This window comes from Bacillus sp. ISL-4 (assembly GCF_018613275.1).
GTDB classification, from domain to species: Bacteria; Bacillota; Bacilli; order Bacillales; family DSM-1321; genus Peribacillus; species Peribacillus simplex_E.
In genome coordinates this window covers 31,568-47,625 of record NZ_JAGGQN010000056.1, presented here as the reverse complement: position 1 = coordinate 47,625, position 16,058 = coordinate 31,568, and the positions used below count along the sequence as shown (strand labels likewise).

The following is a 16,058-nucleotide window of genomic DNA, read 5'->3' as shown; positions in this document are numbered from 1 at the left end:
TTCCCATGGCGCAAGCTAGTAAGATCCCTGAAAGATGATCAGGTTGATAGGTCAGAGGTGGAAGCGTGGCGACATGTGGAGCTGACTGATACTAATAGATCGAGGACTTAACCAACGCTTTAAAAAAATGAAATACCTTCTTATTATCTAGTTTTGAAGGAATGAAAATTTCTTCTTGCATTTTCTCAAAAAGACGTTATAATAATATATGTCTTGAAAAAATGTTAACATTGTTTGGTGACGATAGCGAAGAGGTCACACCCGTTCCCATTCCGAACACGGCAGTTAAGCTCTTCAGCGCCGATGGTAGTTGGGGGTTTCCCCCTGTGAGAGTAGGACGTCGCCAAGCTTTTATTGTTCCGCAGTAGCTCAGTGGTAGAGCATTCGGCTGTTAACCGAACGGTCGTAGGTTCGAGTCCTACCTGCGGAGCCATTATTGGAGAGCTGTCCGAGTGGCCGAAGGAGCACGATTGGAAATCGTGTAGACGGGTAACCCTGTCTCAAGGGTTCAAATCCCTTGCTCTCCGCCATTTATACCTGGCCCGTTGGTCAAGCGGTTAAGACACCGCCCTTTCACGGCGGTAACACGGGTTCGAATCCCGTACGGGTCACCATTTAGACAACATATTGGAGGATTAGCTCAGCTGGGAGAGCATCTGCCTTACAAGCAGAGGGTCGGCGGTTCGATCCCGTCATCCTCCACCATTATTCAATAAGATCAGGTTGTTTCTGTATAAAGGATTGATTATTCAGCCCATTGAAACGCTCAACACGAAAACTTGATTCATAATAGCAACATTATTACCGTCGCGGGGTGGAGCAGTCCGGTAGCTCGTCGGGCTCATAACCCGAAGGTCGCAGGTTCAAATCCTGTCCCCGCAATCTATGGTCCCGTGGTGTAGCGGTTAACATGCCTGCCTGTCACGCAGGAGATCGCGGGTTCGATTCCCGTCGGGACCGCCATTTTATTGTTTGGCTCAGTAGCTCAGTCGGTAGAGCAAAGGACTGAAAATCCTTGTGTCGGCGGTTCGATTCCGTCCTGAGCCACCATAGTAGTGCCGGTGTAGCTCAACTGGTAGAGCAACTGACTTGTAATCAGTAGGTTGGGGGTTCAAGTCCTCTTGCCGGCACCATGTTTCATCCATATGCGGAGGGGTAGCGAAGTGGCTAAACGCGGCGGACTGTAAATCCGCTCCTTCGGGTTCGGCAGTTCGAATCTGCCCCCCTCCACCATCTTTCTTACAGGGGTATAGTTTAAAGGTAGAACAGAGGTCTCCAAAACCTCCAGTGTGGGTTCGAGTCCTACTACCCCTGCCAATTTTAATCTTATAATGGCGGTTGTGGCGAAGTGGTTAACGCACCTGATTGTGGTTCAGGCATTCGTGGGTTCGATTCCCATCAGTCGCCCCATTTTTCAATAAATGTGATATAATGAATACAACGTTAATGGGCTATAGCCAAGCGGTAAGGCAACGGATTTTGATTCCGTCATGCGAAGGTTCGATCCCTTCTAGCCCAGCCATATGCGAAAGTAGTTCAGTGGTAGAATACAACCTTGCCAAGGTTGGGGTCGCGGGTTCGAATCCCGTCTTTCGCTCCAAAAACGTTGGCGGCATAGCCAAGCGGTAAGGCAGAGGTCTGCAAAACCTTTACCACCGGTTCGATTCCGGTTGCCGCCTCCAACATACATGCCGGTGTGGCGGAATTGGCAGACGCGCACGACTCAAAATCGTGTTCCTCTGGAGTGCCGGTTCGACCCCGGCCACCGGTATCATGAAGCAGCCAAGAGTGCTGTTGTATCAAGGTCTTACACTTAATTGTGTAAGACCTTTTTTCATTTCGTTGGTATCACTAGGTTTGTGGCTGAAAAAAATATAAAAGTTTCTTCATTTACTCGTATCACTGGACGTTTTTTATGGTCGTTTCAATAGGATTTATCAGAAATATAAAAAACCGCCCACTGAATCAACTAGGCGGTTTTAATGTGGACATAACTGTCCAAGTTTTCTATTTATTAATTTTTTGCTACTTCTGCAATGCAATAAATAGCAGGGAGAAGAAGCAAAAACCATGAACCCAAAATAATATATAATTTATAAGTACAGCGTTAGTCAATTTCTTAAAGGAATTAACCTACTAAACATGGTGAAGGGGTGGTTACTGAAACTGCAAATAGTTACTCATGATGTACCCCTAAAAAAAATTTTGCGGTGGTTATCTGGAAGGATATTTTTGTGAACAGCACTATTACCAGGTAAAAGCTTTCAATGATTACCAGAAGAAAGCGTATGAGGAATATAATAATAAATAAAGACCCAATCATACATATGTACCCATTCATAAGATATGGAAAAAAGGTGTGTTAGAATATGGGCCGCGATTGGCGTCTAAATGAATTTGGTTTCCGTAATCCTCATCCTCATCATGTTTACCTTTACCATTTTAGTCCTTACCTTTACCATGATAATCCTTATCATGGTAATCCTTACTTTTACCAAGTTAATCCTTACTTTTACCAAGTTAATCCTTATTATTAGACGTAAGAGGTAAAGCCATCTTTTTTAAGGTGGCTTTTTATGTGGATTGGTTTAAAAAGTGGAATTAAGCAAAGAAAGTTATTGCTTGTATTGTCAGAGAAGGTTCCCAAAGGTTGAATGGTTAAAACCTCTTTATAGTTGGACTCAGTTAGGGAAGTGTAGTGGTATAATATGGAAAGTTGATTAACAAAAAGAGGTGCTTTTAATGTCCAAATACCGATTAATACATACTCTTATCGTCATTGCGTTCATGGCATGTTTCATCTATAGCCTCATTGTCAGAACTCCACAGGGATTTATCATAACCTTCTTTGCCGGACTTATAGGGATCGGATTGATGTTGCTGAATTTCGCACTCCATAAATACCCCATGAAAAAATAAGCAGGATTGGCGATTAACTTAACCCTGCTGTCTTGTTTCCGTTATGGAAGGTTTCTTTGTAATAAGAAATAATCTGAATATCAACGCCTGTTTTACTCCTTATTTGGCGTGGGTTAAGTCCTTGTTGTATTAGTTCATCCAGTTTCTTAGCTAATTTCACGCCCTCTTTTTCATGAATTTTAGGATCTTTCTTAGCCTTCTTCCTATAGTCGTTTTTAATAATGCCACCACCCGATTTACAATCATGGGGCTGGACACTGTTTACCAACCATCGAGATTTAGCATAAAACTCTTTTTTACAGTCGCTACAATGGTGGATTAAAACAGCATTCTGATTTAAGAACCTTTCGATAGTCGTAACAGTTCCTTTGTACCTAGCGTCAAGTTGTTGCTGATATGCTTGATTCTCTCCTCATATTTACCTTTGTATAAAATGTGTGCCCTGTACTCTTTAGGAGGTTCATTGGATTCCACTATTACAGGATCAAGCCAAGGTTTAAATACTGTACCTGACGTTTGTTTAACCCTTTTCATTAGTTGACGTTTTAGGCGTTTCTTACTATTTGCCATGTTGTTTTCCCCCTTTTGCGAAGATAAGACCCCTGTTTTCGGGGTTTGAATACTAAGGTAGCCACCCCTTAGTTTGACCCCTTAGAAACTTTGACGCTATTCTTTAATAGATGATTTTCTACTTTTACTAGCATATAGACGCTTGTTATTTCTGTTGGATATTCCCTTGCATGTATCACCGCAATACTGCAAACGGTAATTATCAGTCTTGAATACTCTGTTACAACCTTTGCACTTCTTAGAGGAATAACTAGCACCCTGTTTTAATACGTGCACTTGATAGTTTTCTTGCAGCTGTTCGTCATTCGGTAAAACAGATTCTTCAAAGTAAGGACACCGTAATCCTTTACTAATTGAACCGTTAACTACAGGACATCTATGTTCACCTAAACACCTGTCATTCAGGAAATTAGCACAGTTCTTTTCTGCAAGCTTAGAACATGCACAAAAATATTGAAATCAGTACCAACAAACATATCATTAACTTCCCAACCAGCGTAAAGCTTTTTCCCTTTGCCTGCTTGAATATCTGTTGGATGAATTGCACAGGTAGAATGAATTTTTTTAAAAATAATCAAGATCAGTATATCAGTAATACAAGTTTTTATAGGGAAAAGATACAGGTTTTTATGGTGCGATTATGATGATTGGTAAATGATGAGGCTTATCCTAAAAAAATTTTTTGGCAGGTGTCCTAAAACACGTCTGAACTGCAAGTACTTTTATAGGAAGACAAAAAACTTATATGAAGGACGGATGAAAAAATGCTAAACATGCCAAATCAAGTAAAAGAAATGCCACTTTATAAAGAGTTAACTGTAGGGGAATTAAGTAGGGCAGGAATGAAGAAATATTTTTACGTAAAAGACAGTTACACCATATTCCCAATGGATGGAAAGTTTGCAGTTATTGTTTCAGAATTATATGACGGTGAAAGTTTCCCTTAATTGGATGAATTAAGAATAGCCCAACTATTGAACCTAGTAGGAAAAGATGGATGGAACAAATGTTATTTCAAAGAAGAAGCCAAGAAACAATTTAATAACTAAAAGTAGAAGAGTGTTACTGTTAGTTGCAGTAGCACCTTTTTTTGTCCAAACAAAAGTAGAGGATTCATCCAAAATAGCTATATCCTAGATATTTACAAATTATTTGATGTGAGAAAAGATACATTGCTATTGAAGAAAAATCTGTATATAAAGGTATTATAAAATAAAGATACTGGAACTTTCCGACTCAAAATCGTGTTCCTCTGGAGTGCCGGTTCGACCTCGGCCACCGGTATCACTAATAGCGAAGAATCGCTATTACAAAAAGCTTCACACTTAATTGTGAGAAGCTTTTTTGTGTTTATGACGCACTACAACATATGTACAAATAATGTGCGGGATATTGTGCATTAATTTTTCATCACTAAACAATGAAGGAGAATTGAAACCAGGGAGCATACAATATCGAAATTAAACATTATTAAAGGTGTTAGGACCTTATGTCATACACTTAAATGGTGGGTCAGCATTTCACTTGCAAATTGCAATGTGACATACGTCATTTATTTTATCAGCAATCGCATAGAGTACGTTTGTTCTTACGATTAATAATAAAAACGAATGGATCAAAGAGTATTAACTCTACCATTCGTTTTTTAAAAAATAATTTAGATTTCAATATTCATAGCATTTAGGTCCGCTTCCGTATAACCAGAAGAGGATAGTGCGATTTCAATTTTTTCAGCAGCTTTATAATCAAATAATTTAAATTTAGACATTAAAGCGAAAGCATTTTGATTTTCAATTGCCAAGGCAACAGCTTCCACGTCTTGCAATAACTTCAGGTCTTCAATGTAGAATTGAGCGGTTCTCATTGCTAGATACTCATTCATTGTAGTCGAACTATAGAAAAGACTTGTTAATGTGGCGATTGCGTTAGGAACGAAAATCTTATTCATAATTACCCCTCCACTATTCTTAATATTCTGTCATTAAGTCACTTCTAGTATGAGTCACGATAAAAGTGTTGTCAATCTTTATCTTTTGTGCATTTTAACTCACCAGTTGAAAGTAGATCTGTATATAACAGACGACTTTTCCAAAGGCAAAAGTGATTGCCCGAAGCGCACGATGTACGCGAAAGAATGAATATTGCTGAGTTTACAAACCAAATTACATGGGACATGTTGATTAGCTTAAAAAATGACAGCTCATAATCAAGTTGTCTTATTTATTGAGTATCTGGTTGAGCATCCAGTTAATTGCTGCTTAAAAAAGCCAGTGTCAAGAGTGATACGATTTAGACGAATGTTTTAGGATTTTTTTTTGAGATTCTTTCATTGATGAGATCCTTTCTATGTTTGAATATTTCAAAGGGCTTATAAAACAACAGATCCTTATTAACTGTAAAGAAGGCGGGCTTCTACATTACGCAGCTCTCCAGATGAAACACTATCAGCCACAATTATTTGCAATGTTCTCGTAGCTGTCATTCGTTTGTCTGGATGCTTCAATTGTAAATGCTGTTGTATCGCTCGGAAAAGTTCATTATTTTCTGGACGGTTGGCGTTATAGATCTCTTGTAAACTCTTCGATTTTCCCATGGCTTTTCCTACTTTCCATCAAGTGTGAAATATATATGAAAGCTTATGGTCTATATTTCCGTCTGAGGGCGTCTAATTCCTTCTTTTTTCAATTAAATCTTCTTTAAAGAACAGTGAAGTTGTTCCTGATTTTTTTACAAGGCGTTAGCTTACCTGACTTACTGCTTTACCGTTGTCGTATATGTAGTTGTTTTCTTTGTCTTTAACACGACGAAAATAATTCAGAACCTGTGCCTTTAGATTAGACAGGAGGGAAGTATGATAAGTCCTTACAAAGGAGAATTAGAATCAGTAAATAATAGATGAAGAGGCATTTGAAAATTTCTTTAGAGAATTGTTTTTTATGAAATCCAAAACCAAGAAAGTAGCGCCTTTAACCTTACTTCTGTTTATTATCCGCTTCATATTTTTTAAATAATATCGATGAAATATGGTAATAAATAATAAAACCACTGTCTAAGACACTTCAAATAACAAATTTTCTAAGGGGCGGCAAATTGTGAACAATATGGGATGTCAATGCAGGTCCAATGACGAGTTACAGCAACTGGTCGATCAGGCAAAAGAATATACAAATATGGGAACGGTGGCAGACTATATACCGGCTCTTGAAAAGGCAAATCCTAGGGAATTATCAGTTGCTATTTACTATCCTGACGGAAAAGGATATTGTGCGGGGGATGTAAGTGGGAAAATGACCCTGCAGAGCATATCGAAAGTTTTGACACTCGCTCTTGTATTAATGGAAAAAGGGGAGGAATATGTCTTTTCCTATGTAGGTAAAGAACCTACTGGTGACCCTTTTAATTCGATTGCCAAGTTAGAGACAAACAAGCCATCCAAGCCGTTAAACCCGATGATCAATGCAGGAGCATTGACTGTGACCCACATGATTGCAGGTGAGAGTGTGAATGAACGATTCAAGCGTATTTTAGATTTTATCAGGGAATTGACGCAAAATTCCACGATTGGTTTTAATGAAGATGTTGCCCGATCAGAATACAATACGGCAGACTTAAATAGGTCGTTAAGCTATTTTTTAAAGCAGCATAATGTAATAAATGAGGATGTGGAGGACTTAATCGAATTGTACTCGAAGCAGTGTGCCATTGAAATGGACAGTCAGGATTTGGCGAGGATAGGCTGTGTGCTGGCCATGAATGGGAAAGATTTGTTGACGGGAAAGCAAATAATCCCCGGGGACATTGCCCGTATTTGCAAGACATTCATGGTTACCTGCGGCATGTATAACGCATCAGGTGAATTTGCCATCAATGTTGGCATACCGGCTAAAAGCGGTGTATCAGGTGGAATCATGGGGGCCGTCCCCGGAAAATGTGGGATTGGAATTTATGGTGCAGCGCTGGATGAAAAGGGGAATAGCGTTGCCGGGATAAAAATCTTGGAAATGATGGCGAAAAAGTATTCTTTAAGTATGTTTAATTTGTAAACATTGACACCATTAGAGATGAGTCGATGATATTAATCAAGTTATTTTTAATTCGGATGTTGTCTGGCTAAGGAGAGTCAGAGAAGAGAGAGAATGAAGCTTGGAATAAGAGCTTTTTCTTTAGGGTTTGGTGAGGTCTTACAGGAAAAGGCCTATTAGATACGATTGGTACAGTGGCATTATTAAGGGAGGTTCAGTCTAAAGCCTTAAAGAAACGAATCACTCACTTTCACGGCAAAAAAAGGACCTCTGCACATTTGGCAAGGGTCTTAAGGTGATCATAACAAGTTGGAAAAGAGAGAGACCTTTTTATATAATGCATGTACCTCTTTATTCCGATGTTCCCCGATGTCATTTCTTAGGTGGCCTTCCATATCGGTCATTAAATCAGCTAATTTCAATGCCTTTTGCCTATCGGAAATATTGCTTCGAATTATATATTCATATTTTGCATTGTATTCAGTCAGTGACATTTCTTCCGTCCTCCCAAAATATCATTTAAGCTGTCCTCTGTTCCTTCATCAGCAATCCCAATGTACTTTAGTGTAATTTCAGGATGTGAATGATTAAGAATCATTTGTAACTCAGCAAGGTCCTTACTTCGTTTATAGTGCCAGTACCCGAACGTTTTCCGCATGGTATGGGTACCGACGCCCTCGATGTCCACCATGTCCGCTGCTTTATTAAGCTGTCTATAGACTTGTATCTTGCTAATTGGCTTATCGCCCTTGCGTGAGGGGAATAGCCATTCACCATCGATGGTGGCTATATAGGCTGCCAATTCATTACATACATTATTAAGCTGTATTATTCTTGGCTTTTTTGTTTTGCCTTCCTTGATGATGACCTCCATCTTACCTATAATGTCCTTTATCTTCAGTGATAATAAATCAGACACACGCAAGCCGGTATTGATGCCTAACAAGAACAATATGTAGTCTCTCTCGCTGCAATGTCTCTTCAGTGACCATTTCATATCATCTAATTTTTCCAATGATCTGATTGGTTGAACGTCAATTAAATGTTCTTTTGGCAAATGAGATCACCCTTATTTCACGCTAATGGAATCAGTGTTTTGAATGTATACTTTTTTATTAATTTAAGAGTAACACTTGAAAAGGATGGAAGTCAATGTGAGGTGTATATTGATATTTTTTGGACTGTCCACTTTTAAGGGTTCGGAGTATTTTAGTTGTTTATTCGTATTAAGGTTGAATAATGGCATTAAAAACTTCTGGAACTTGATATAATGAATCTATAGGAATATTCTTCTAAACTGGTGTTTTGATGGATATTTAATAGATGAATTAATTCATTCTGAATTTATTATGCTTTAACAGGATAAGGGAAACCACCATGAAGAGAGGTTTAGTTATATTGAAAAAGTTACTGCCTTTAATGTCAAGGTTGTTTACTATGGCAATTCTGGTTGCGGTTTTTTACTGTATGTTCATGTTCGCAGACTTGGAGAATGAAAAGACAGACAGCGGACGTCATAGCGAGCGATCAGTTAATTTTGAAGAGATGAGCAATCAAGAAGAGAAGCCAGCAGGTTCTTTGGTGAACTATTGTAAAGATAGCGCTAATGAGAGTCGCACCTCCAGTTGGTTTGGTATTGAAGAAAACGTTATGGAACCTAGCGAATATACGGTTGAATGCATTGAACACTTGGAATAGCAGCAAAGTTCCTATGGATCAATCGTAAATTTGAAGTTCAGGTCAACAAGGATACCTGGGACGTCAGGGTTTAGCGAAAAGGTAAGGACATATTGCCGAATATTACCGTGAGCGGGGGACATCCAAAGATTTGGCTGGTTGGCGGAGTGGAATTCACGGGGAATATGAAGTGTTTTGGAAAATAAGACTTCGCTGAAATGATTGGTGAAGAACGGGTACACAGTTAGGGAGGCCATATTTGCTGCATATAGAACATTGACACTAGCCTGTTTGGATCTTAACCAAACAGGTTTTTAGTATGAAAGGAAATCCAATGGAAAAAATGGAATAGAATATAAAGAAGAATGAAGGAAAATTTTCCACCCCCATATCTTTTTCTCTTTCTGAAACGTTTATAGGATAGAGGGTGTTGAAGGAGTGAGAAAAATGATAAATAAGTTAAGGGAAGATATTTCTGAAGAAAAGGATAACGGTGCGATTTTGCGTGAAGTCTATCCTGAATTGCTTCGGTTTTGCCGATTCCTGACCCAAAATAATTGGGATGGGGATGATTTGGCACAGGAAACGGTATTGAAGGCAATGCAGGGCTACGGAAAGAAAACCGAGATTACAACGGCTTTATTGAAGACGATAGCCCGCCATTCCTGGATTGATACGATACGAAAAAGAAAAAAAGAATCATTAGACGAACAGTTGGATACCGAACAACAGGGATCAGTTGGGGGAAATGCCTTTGAAACGGTTGAATATATAATAAAGTCACTTACCCCGAAACAAGCTGTTGTGTTTCTGTTAAAGGAAGGATTCCTCTATCGGTCAAAAGAAATCTCAGATTATTTGAACACCACGGAAACGGCTGTAAAGGCAATCCTGAACCGTGTGAAAAAGCGTTTTGACGATGACGTTGAAGAGCGTAAGTTGTCTTGTGTGGAAGATTGGCAGGATGAGGAGGAACAGCGGCTCATGTCCCTGATGACACAGGCTTTAAAAGCCCAGAATCCTGATATCCTCATTAGAAGCATCCCATCTTTCAAATCCCTGAACAGTGAATCGATGATTCCTAAACTGATGAATCGTTCGAATCTTTCCAAATCAAGCTTCACTCCTTCAAACACACTCTCAATGGCCGCATAGCCAATATTATTGTTAGGAGGAAGAAGAGATATGACCACAATTCCATATGTAATTGAGCAATCAGGCAAGGGTGAGCGCTCGTATGATATTTATTCCAGACTTCTAAAAGACCGTATCATCATGATTGGGGAAGAAATCACCGATCATTTAGCCAATAGTGTGGTTGCCCAATTGTTATTCTTGGCAGCAGATGCACCTGAGAAGGAAATTACCATCTTCATAAACAGTCCGGGGGGATCAACCAGTGCCGGTTTCGCCATTTATGATACGATGCAATATATTAAGCCTGATATCCGGACTGTATGTACAGGGATGGCTGCATCATTCGGTGCCATGCTTCTATTGGCGGGCACGAAAGGGAAAAGGTGCGCTTTGCCAAATAGTGAAATCATGCTTCATCAACCGCTTGGTGGGGCGAGGGGGCAAGCCACGGAAATTGAAATTTCTGCCCGAAGGATTTTGAAATTAAAGGATCATATCAATCAAATCATTTCGGAAAGGACTGGGCAGCCTATCGAAAAGGTGGCGAAGGACACAGATCGTGATTATTTCTTAAGCGCAAATGAGGCGAAGGATTACGGTATAATCGATGAAATAATCGTTCAGGACGCCATGTAAGCTCAAAAAAATCTGGACGAAAACGAAAGGAAACTGCCGATATGATATCGGCAGTTTCTTTTTACCCTCTTACATTACTCCATATATTTATCGCAAAACCCATACCTTGTTCCAATACTATTCCGGATCCACTACCTCAGCTTCACAATGCCCGGCACCCGGTATTATCAATTTTTCTTTGTCTACTGTTGCTGCATTATATACGTCATACAGCATGGAATAAGGGACGATTGAATCTTCTTGAAAAAATAGAATGGTACCTTGGGTATATCTGAAACTACTGTAATTAATTCTTATTGAAGGCATTAGAAGGTTGGATGTCTTCCTTTTCTGGATAGTCCATCCATTTAATATGTTAAAATAAATATTATCTTACATTATCAATATCTTGGAGGAAGTTTTTATGAAGAAAGCGCAAAAGGTTTTACTTATTAGTGGAATCTCTGCTGTTGCATTATTCGGGGTGGGGGTTGCTTCCTTTAAAATCATGGAGAACTCCAATGAGTACGAAAAAGCTCAACTGGTAATTGAATCCAGGGAAGCCAAAGAACAAATTGAAAGAGAAAGAGAAGATGAAAAAATCGAAGCCCAAAGGGAAGCGAAAGCTAAAGCTGCGGAACTTGAAGCGAAAACAGCGTTATATGATGGGATCGAATTTGAAACAGGACTTGGTGAAGGCTCAACCGAAACGGAAGTCATGGACGTCATGCATAAAATGACTCATCAAAAGGTTCGCTCGCAAGATAAATGGGGAGCTATACCGATGTCCCCTAAGATTATAGAAGAAGTTTATAAAATAGTGGATTCAAGTGATTTTCAGCATAGAGATAGATTGCTGTCCATCGCTTCCCGGTGGCGAGACTTTGATTTTAGCACGATCATTCAGGACCATAACTTTTTTTGGGAAGACAAAGAAGGCACCGTTGGAAAAGCCCATGGAACATTAAGTCGGGCAGAAGAGGTTGAATTCATTGAAGTTAATTTTAAATGAGGGGAAAGTACTGAAAATGCCAAAGGGCGAGTGGCAAGACTTGTTCAAAAAGAAAACATTCAAACCTCCTGCAATAAGGCCAGTTCCTCAGGAGGTTTGAGTATTTTTGAACCTTACACTTGATACAGTAGTTTTATTTCTTAATAATTAGTTTGCTTGACTCGTTCTCCTTGTTTACGGGAACGTCTTTTCCTACAGTGACCCTGCGAACGACGCGGTGCTGGTCCCCGTAATCGGCAATAGCGTAATGCTGCGTGGCTAGGTTATCCCAAATGACCACGTCCCCTTCACTCCATTGCCAACGCACGGTATTTTCTAAGCGCGTGACGTATGAATCGAAGATACTTAATAATCTTTCAGATTCACTTGTTGTATATCCATCCACTCTTCCAGCAAAGCCACCTAATAACAAATGCTTTTTTCCTGTTTCTGCGTGCACGTGAACGACTGGGTGCCTTGTTTTATAAATGGTAGATTCGAATATATCACGATATTTCTTTTTAACCTCATCATCAATGTTTTCGGCTGGTTTAAATTGTGCATAATCATATTCATTTGTATGGATTGCCCATAGTCCATCCGCTAATTTCTTCAATCCATCAGGCAGGTCCTCATATGCTTTATTGGTATTTGCCCAGACTGTATCGCCGCCAACATCAGGGATGGTTACACCTCTTAAAACAGAGTATTTAGGAACTTCTGGAACAAAAGTGACATCAGTGTGCCAATGGTTTGCTTTAGCACCCCGTTCGGAATCAAGTTCGAAAATATAGTTAGTATTGTCTTTGACCGGTACTGTAGGATGTGCATAAGGCTCACCCAATAGTTTGGCAAATGCTTCTTGGCTGGCATCGTCCAAATGGTTTTGACCTTTGAAGAATACGACTTTATGATCGTTTAACGCTTGTTTGATTTCACTGAAAATAGCTAAATCCAAGTCTCCGCTTAATTGGACTCCTTGAATTTCCGCTCCAATCCTTCCTGCTACGGGTACCACTTTTAATTGTTGTGTTTTAGTTTCCGTCATAATCAATCTCCTCCAGTAAGGTATGTTTTTTTATTTTTTAAAGGCTTCATCAATGTACTCATTGTTGATCTTGTTTTTAAAATTAAATGATTTTTTGATATAACCCACACCAGCTAAAGTATCGATAGATTCTTGTTGTGCCTGGATAGCATCTTCGGTAAAGTAGATATTTGGTTCTTCAGCCGTTATTATTTTCTTGACTGTGCTCACAGGCAATTTAGTTTCTTTAGAATAAATTTCAGGTGCTTCATCTGGATTTTCAATTTGCCAATCGGCAGCTTTTTTATAAACCTTTAAATAGGCCTCGACAATTTCAGGGTGTGCTTTTGCAAATTCGTTACGTGCAATGATTGCACCAGGAGCTAATATTTTTCCTTTTACATTAAGTGCGACTGCATTACCTTTTTCAATATTATTAAGATAATAAGGGTTCCATATCGCCCAGGCGTCCAATTGTTTGGTTTCAAAAGCGGATTGAGCATCATCCGGTTGTAAATTGATGAGTTTAATATCATCAGTTGTTAAACCATGTGCTTTCAATGCCTTGATTAAGTACACATGACCGGTTGTCCCCGAGGCAACACCGACCGTTTTTCCCTTTAAGTCTTCAATCTTCTTTATGTCACCTTCTGGCCGGGCCAGGATCCGGACAGATGACTCACCTCGACCTGTTTGTGCAATCACTTCAAATGGCAGATTCTTATCAATTCCGGCAATTAGTGCACCATCCCCTAGAAAAGATAGGTCAACTCGATTGGAAGCGAGGGATTCCAAAAGCGGGGGACCACTCGGGAATTCACTCCACTCGATTTGGGCATCCAATTTAGAAAACTCTTCGTCGAAGAATCCCTTTTCCTTTGCAATGACCAATGGCCCCATCTTGCCATTTAAGGCAATATGAACTTTAAGTGGATCACTTTTCCCGGAAGCTTTACCGGCATCGGAATTACAACCTGCCAATACAGCAATGCTAATGATGGCAAGTAATACTGCGGTTAGCTTGTTACGATATTCCTTCATAGATTCCCTCCTTTTTATTACACTTACCACATCTGGATAGTCAGATTAATGACAAAAAAGAGATTCAACGAAGAGTATGCCGGGGTTACTCTTCATTGAATCTCCGGTAGTCCAGTTGATTCACATGACCTTTATTTAATTGGTTTTTTGTGAAGCGGATTTGTGTATGAATGCATCTTAACAGGTGTTAGAATAATCTGTCAATTTCTTTTTTGATTAATCCGATAAAATAAATCGGTATTTGGTGTTGATTATAAATAATCGATAAGTTAATATAAAATGAAATATTGAATCGACTAGTTAACTAGAGATTCAGCAAAGGGACAATATGTGCCTTATTGCTGGATCTCTATTTTTTTTATTTGAGAAAGGGTGAGGATATTGGTAGCGACGTTAGAAATTAATCATGTAAGCAAAACATTTAAGAATGATAATGAAAGTGTCCATGTTTTGGATAATTTAAATCTGAGCGTCAAAAATGGTGAGTTCGTCACCATCATTGGTCCGAGCGGCTGTGGGAAAAGCACATTATTAAAGCTGGTCGCAGGACTTGATTCAGACTTTGACGGCTCGATCATAGCAGGGGATCATCCGGTCAGCGCCCCTTCTAAAGACCGTGGTTTCATTTTTCAGGAGCACCGTTTATTTCCATGGCTAAACGTGGAGAAAAATATTGCGGGTAACCTTCCATTAAAAAAAACGGATATTAGAAAAAGGGTGGATGATTTAATTTCACTTGTTAAGCTAAAAGGATTTGAAAAGGCGTATCCACGCCAATTATCAGGTGGAATGTCGCAGCGTGTTGCCATTGCTAGGGCCTTATTACGTAATCCTGAAGTTTTATTGCTGGATGAACCATTCGGTGCATTGGATGCTTTCACGCGAACGCATCTTCAAGAGGCTTTGCTAGAAATATGGGAGAAGAATATGACAACGATGGTGCTTGTCACCCATGATATTGATGAATCCATCTTTTTATCGAGCAAAGTGGTAGTCATGGAGGCAAAGCCTGGACGGATTAAAGCTATCGTTCCAATTGATTTACCATATCCAAGAACTCGAACAAGCAAAGCGTTTCAGGAATTCAGGACCGTCATTTTAACCCAACTTGATCATCATCCTGAAGAAAGGGAAGATTGGAGCATTTAATTAATTTTTGAAAAAAGGAAGGATGAAAAATATGTCTACACAGACCGTTGCGCAAAACAAGTCACTTGTCATAAGGAAAACGAAAAAACAATCCAAACTTGCCAAATCAGCATTGCGGGGTTCGTTCCTTCCCGTTGTCGTGTTGATTGCTTGGCAATCATTAGGTTCGGCTGACATCCTGCCGGCCCAATTATTCTCATCACCTTTATTGATCGTCACGACTTTCATTGATCTCGTTCAGTCAGGGGAAATGGGCATGCATTTACAAATCAGTTTAACGCGGGCTCTTCTTGGCTTTGCATTAGGTAGTTTTTTAGGCTTATTGCTAGGGGTCATCGTTGGCATGCAAAAAAAATCCGAAGAATATCTTAATCCAAGCATTCAAATGTTACGAACAGTTCCTTTACTTGCGATTACCCCTTTATTCATTATGTGGTTCGGGTTTGGTGAACTATCCAAAGTGCTGCTTATTGCTTTAGGTGCTTTTTTTCCTCTATATTTACAAACTTTTTTGGGCCTTCGGAATGTGGATAAAAAACTATACGATGTTGCCCGAATCTTAGAGTTTAGCCGTCTGGAACAAATAACGAAGCTCATGATTCCGGCAGCTTTGCCAAACATATTGCTTGGTATCCGTTTAGCCTTAAGTGCGGCTTGGATGTGCCTGGTCGTAGCTGAATTGTTGGGTGCGGATAGAGGGGTGGGCTTCATGATCCAGGATGCCCGTTCATTCATGCAAACGGACGTCGTATTCGTAGGCATCATCATTTTTGCCCTCGCTGGAAAAATCTCCGATTCGTTTGTCCGTTTTTTAGAAAATCATTTACTGAAATGGCAAGATAGTTTTAAAGCCTAATTGAAAAGGATGACCGCCCTGTTTTGGGTGGTCATCCTTTTCTTGTTTGTATGG

17 protein-coding genes, 15 tRNA genes, 2 rRNA genes and 1 pseudogene are annotated in these 16,058 nt (G+C 39.6%); 26 read left to right on the top strand and 9 right to left on the bottom strand.

Annotated elements, in window-relative coordinates:
• From J7J00_RS25455 to J7J00_RS25370, 18 genes are all read left to right on the top strand, one after another.
• Positions 1-115, top strand: a 23S ribosomal RNA gene (locus J7J00_RS25455); the annotation flags it as partial.
• Between the two features lie 118 nt (positions 116-233).
• A 5S ribosomal RNA gene (gene rrf, locus J7J00_RS25450) occupies positions 234-349 on the top strand.
• A gap of 9 nt (positions 350-358) precedes the next feature.
• Positions 359-433, top strand: a tRNA-Asn gene (locus J7J00_RS25445).
• Positions 434-438: 5 nt separating this feature from the next.
• Positions 439-530 (top strand) — tRNA-Ser (locus J7J00_RS25440).
• 9 nt (positions 531-539) lie between these two features.
• Positions 540-614: transfer RNA gene (locus J7J00_RS25435), tRNA-Glu, on the top strand.
• 15 nt (positions 615-629) lie between these two features.
• Positions 630-705: transfer RNA gene (locus J7J00_RS25430), tRNA-Val, on the top strand.
• 103 nt (positions 706-808) lie between these two features.
• Positions 809-882, top strand: a tRNA-Met gene (locus tag J7J00_RS25425).
• Positions 883-887: 5 nt separating this feature from the next.
• Positions 888-963, top strand: a tRNA-Asp gene (locus J7J00_RS25420).
• 11 nt (positions 964-974) lie between these two features.
• Positions 975-1,050, top strand: a tRNA-Phe gene (locus J7J00_RS25415).
• A 7-nt stretch (positions 1,051-1,057) separates the two neighbouring features.
• Positions 1,058-1,133, top strand: a tRNA-Thr gene (locus tag J7J00_RS25410).
• 16 nt (positions 1,134-1,149) lie between these two features.
• Positions 1,150-1,233: transfer RNA gene (locus tag J7J00_RS25405), tRNA-Tyr, on the top strand.
• 10 nt (positions 1,234-1,243) lie between these two features.
• Positions 1,244-1,317 (top strand) — tRNA-Trp (locus J7J00_RS25400).
• Positions 1,318-1,334: 17 nt separating this feature from the next.
• Positions 1,335-1,410, top strand: a tRNA-His gene (locus J7J00_RS25395).
• A gap of 37 nt (positions 1,411-1,447) precedes the next feature.
• Positions 1,448-1,522 (top strand) — tRNA-Gln (locus J7J00_RS25390).
• Between the two features lie 3 nt (positions 1,523-1,525).
• Positions 1,526-1,600 (top strand) — tRNA-Gly (locus tag J7J00_RS25385).
• 8 nt (positions 1,601-1,608) lie between these two features.
• A tRNA-Cys gene (locus J7J00_RS25380) sits at positions 1,609-1,682 on the top strand.
• Between the two features lie 8 nt (positions 1,683-1,690).
• A tRNA-Leu gene (locus tag J7J00_RS25375) sits at positions 1,691-1,771 on the top strand.
• Between the two features lie 971 nt (positions 1,772-2,742).
• On the top strand, positions 2,743-2,919 hold the full coding sequence (locus tag J7J00_RS25370; RefSeq protein WP_214795703.1) for a hypothetical protein: 177 nt from the start codon (positions 2,743-2,745) through the stop codon (positions 2,917-2,919).
• A gap of 13 nt (positions 2,920-2,932) precedes the next feature.
• Here J7J00_RS25370 and J7J00_RS25365 read toward each other — a convergent pair whose 3' ends face one another.
• Entirely contained in the window at positions 2,933-3,187 is a 255-nt protein-coding gene (locus J7J00_RS25365) for a hypothetical protein (protein WP_214795702.1), read from the bottom strand.
• A 68-nt stretch (positions 3,188-3,255) separates the two neighbouring features.
• On the bottom strand, positions 3,256-3,489 hold the full coding sequence (locus tag J7J00_RS25360; RefSeq protein ID WP_214795700.1) for a hypothetical protein: 234 nt from the start codon (positions 3,487-3,489) through the stop codon (positions 3,256-3,258).
• Positions 3,490-4,262: 773 nt separating this feature from the next.
• Here J7J00_RS25360 and J7J00_RS25350 point away from each other — a divergent pair.
• Positions 4,263-4,436: a hypothetical protein gene (locus J7J00_RS25350; protein ID WP_214795698.1), complete on the top strand. Its 174-nt coding sequence runs from the start codon at positions 4,263-4,265 to the stop codon at positions 4,434-4,436.
• A 710-nt stretch (positions 4,437-5,146) separates the two neighbouring features.
• On the opposite strand, the gene J7J00_RS25345 is transcribed toward J7J00_RS25350, so the two are convergent.
• Together J7J00_RS25345 and J7J00_RS25340 are read right to left on the bottom strand one after the other, a co-directional pair.
• On the bottom strand, positions 5,147-5,437 hold the full coding sequence (locus J7J00_RS25345) for a hypothetical protein (protein WP_214795696.1): 291 nt from the start codon (positions 5,435-5,437) through the stop codon (positions 5,147-5,149).
• 441 nt (positions 5,438-5,878) lie between these two features.
• Positions 5,879-6,082: a hypothetical protein gene (locus J7J00_RS25340; RefSeq protein ID WP_214795694.1), complete on the bottom strand. Its 204-nt coding sequence runs from the start codon at positions 6,080-6,082 to the stop codon at positions 5,879-5,881.
• 508 nt (positions 6,083-6,590) lie between these two features.
• On the opposite strand from J7J00_RS25340, the gene glsA reads away from it, so the two are divergent.
• Entirely contained in the window at positions 6,591-7,532 is a 942-nt protein-coding gene (gene glsA, locus J7J00_RS25335; RefSeq protein ID WP_214795711.1) for a glutaminase A, read from the top strand.
• Positions 7,533-7,810: 278 nt separating this feature from the next.
• Here glsA and J7J00_RS25330 read toward each other — a convergent pair whose 3' ends face one another.
• Positions 7,811-8,005 (bottom strand): hypothetical protein, encoded by a 195-nt coding sequence (locus tag J7J00_RS25330; protein WP_214795692.1) that lies wholly within the window; start codon positions 8,003-8,005, stop codon positions 7,811-7,813.
• Positions 7,996-8,508: a tyrosine-type recombinase/integrase gene (locus J7J00_RS25325; RefSeq protein WP_214795709.1), complete on the bottom strand. Its 513-nt coding sequence runs from the start codon at positions 8,506-8,508 to the stop codon at positions 7,996-7,998. Before J7J00_RS25325 ends, J7J00_RS25330 begins: the two co-directional genes overlap by 10 nt.
• Positions 8,509-8,888: 380 nt before the next feature.
• On the opposite strand from J7J00_RS25325, the gene J7J00_RS25320 reads away from it, so the two are divergent.
• The 3 genes from J7J00_RS25320 to clpP all read left to right on the top strand — a co-directional run bounded on the left by J7J00_RS25320 (position 8,889) and on the right by clpP (position 10,961).
• Positions 8,889-9,209 (top strand): hypothetical protein, encoded by a 321-nt coding sequence (locus tag J7J00_RS25320; protein ID WP_214795690.1) that lies wholly within the window; start codon positions 8,889-8,891, stop codon positions 9,207-9,209.
• 426 nt (positions 9,210-9,635) lie between these two features.
• A complete protein-coding gene (locus J7J00_RS25315; RefSeq protein WP_214795688.1) occupies positions 9,636-10,343 on the top strand; it encodes a sigma factor in 708 nt (235 codons plus the stop codon).
• Positions 10,344-10,373: 30 nt separating this feature from the next.
• Positions 10,374-10,961 (top strand): ATP-dependent Clp endopeptidase proteolytic subunit ClpP, encoded by a 588-nt coding sequence (gene clpP / locus J7J00_RS25310; protein ID WP_214795686.1) that lies wholly within the window; start codon positions 10,374-10,376, stop codon positions 10,959-10,961.
• 117 nt (positions 10,962-11,078) lie between these two features.
• Here clpP and J7J00_RS28410 read toward each other — a convergent pair.
• Positions 11,079-11,198 (bottom strand): annotated as a pseudogene (locus J7J00_RS28410) (alpha/beta hydrolase); the annotation flags it as partial.
• 166 nt (positions 11,199-11,364) lie between these two features.
• Here J7J00_RS28410 and J7J00_RS25300 point away from each other — a divergent pair.
• The gene (locus tag J7J00_RS25300) at positions 11,365-11,952 is read left to right on the top strand and encodes a DUF6241 domain-containing protein (RefSeq protein ID WP_214795682.1); all 588 of its coding nucleotides are present in this window, start codon (positions 11,365-11,367) and stop codon (positions 11,950-11,952) included.
• A gap of 133 nt (positions 11,953-12,085) precedes the next feature.
• Here J7J00_RS25300 and J7J00_RS25295 read toward each other — a convergent pair whose 3' ends face one another.
• Together J7J00_RS25295 and J7J00_RS25290 are read right to left on the bottom strand one after the other, a co-directional pair.
• Positions 12,086-12,979, bottom strand: coding sequence for a TauD/TfdA dioxygenase family protein (locus J7J00_RS25295; RefSeq protein ID WP_214795680.1), 894 nt, complete (start codon positions 12,977-12,979; stop codon positions 12,086-12,088).
• A 30-nt stretch (positions 12,980-13,009) separates the two neighbouring features.
• Positions 13,010-13,999 (bottom strand): ABC transporter substrate-binding protein, encoded by a 990-nt coding sequence (locus J7J00_RS25290; RefSeq protein WP_214795678.1) that lies wholly within the window; start codon positions 13,997-13,999, stop codon positions 13,010-13,012.
• Between the two features lie 378 nt (positions 14,000-14,377).
• On the opposite strand from J7J00_RS25290, the gene J7J00_RS25285 reads away from it, so the two are divergent.
• Together J7J00_RS25285 and J7J00_RS25280 are read left to right on the top strand one after the other, a co-directional pair.
• Entirely contained in the window at positions 14,378-15,148 is a 771-nt protein-coding gene (locus J7J00_RS25285) for an ABC transporter ATP-binding protein (RefSeq protein ID WP_396020611.1), read from the top strand.
• Positions 15,149-15,179: 31 nt separating this feature from the next.
• The gene (locus J7J00_RS25280) at positions 15,180-16,004 is read left to right on the top strand and encodes an ABC transporter permease (protein WP_214795674.1); all 825 of its coding nucleotides are present in this window, start codon (positions 15,180-15,182) and stop codon (positions 16,002-16,004) included.
• Positions 16,005-16,058 lie beyond the last annotated feature (54 nt).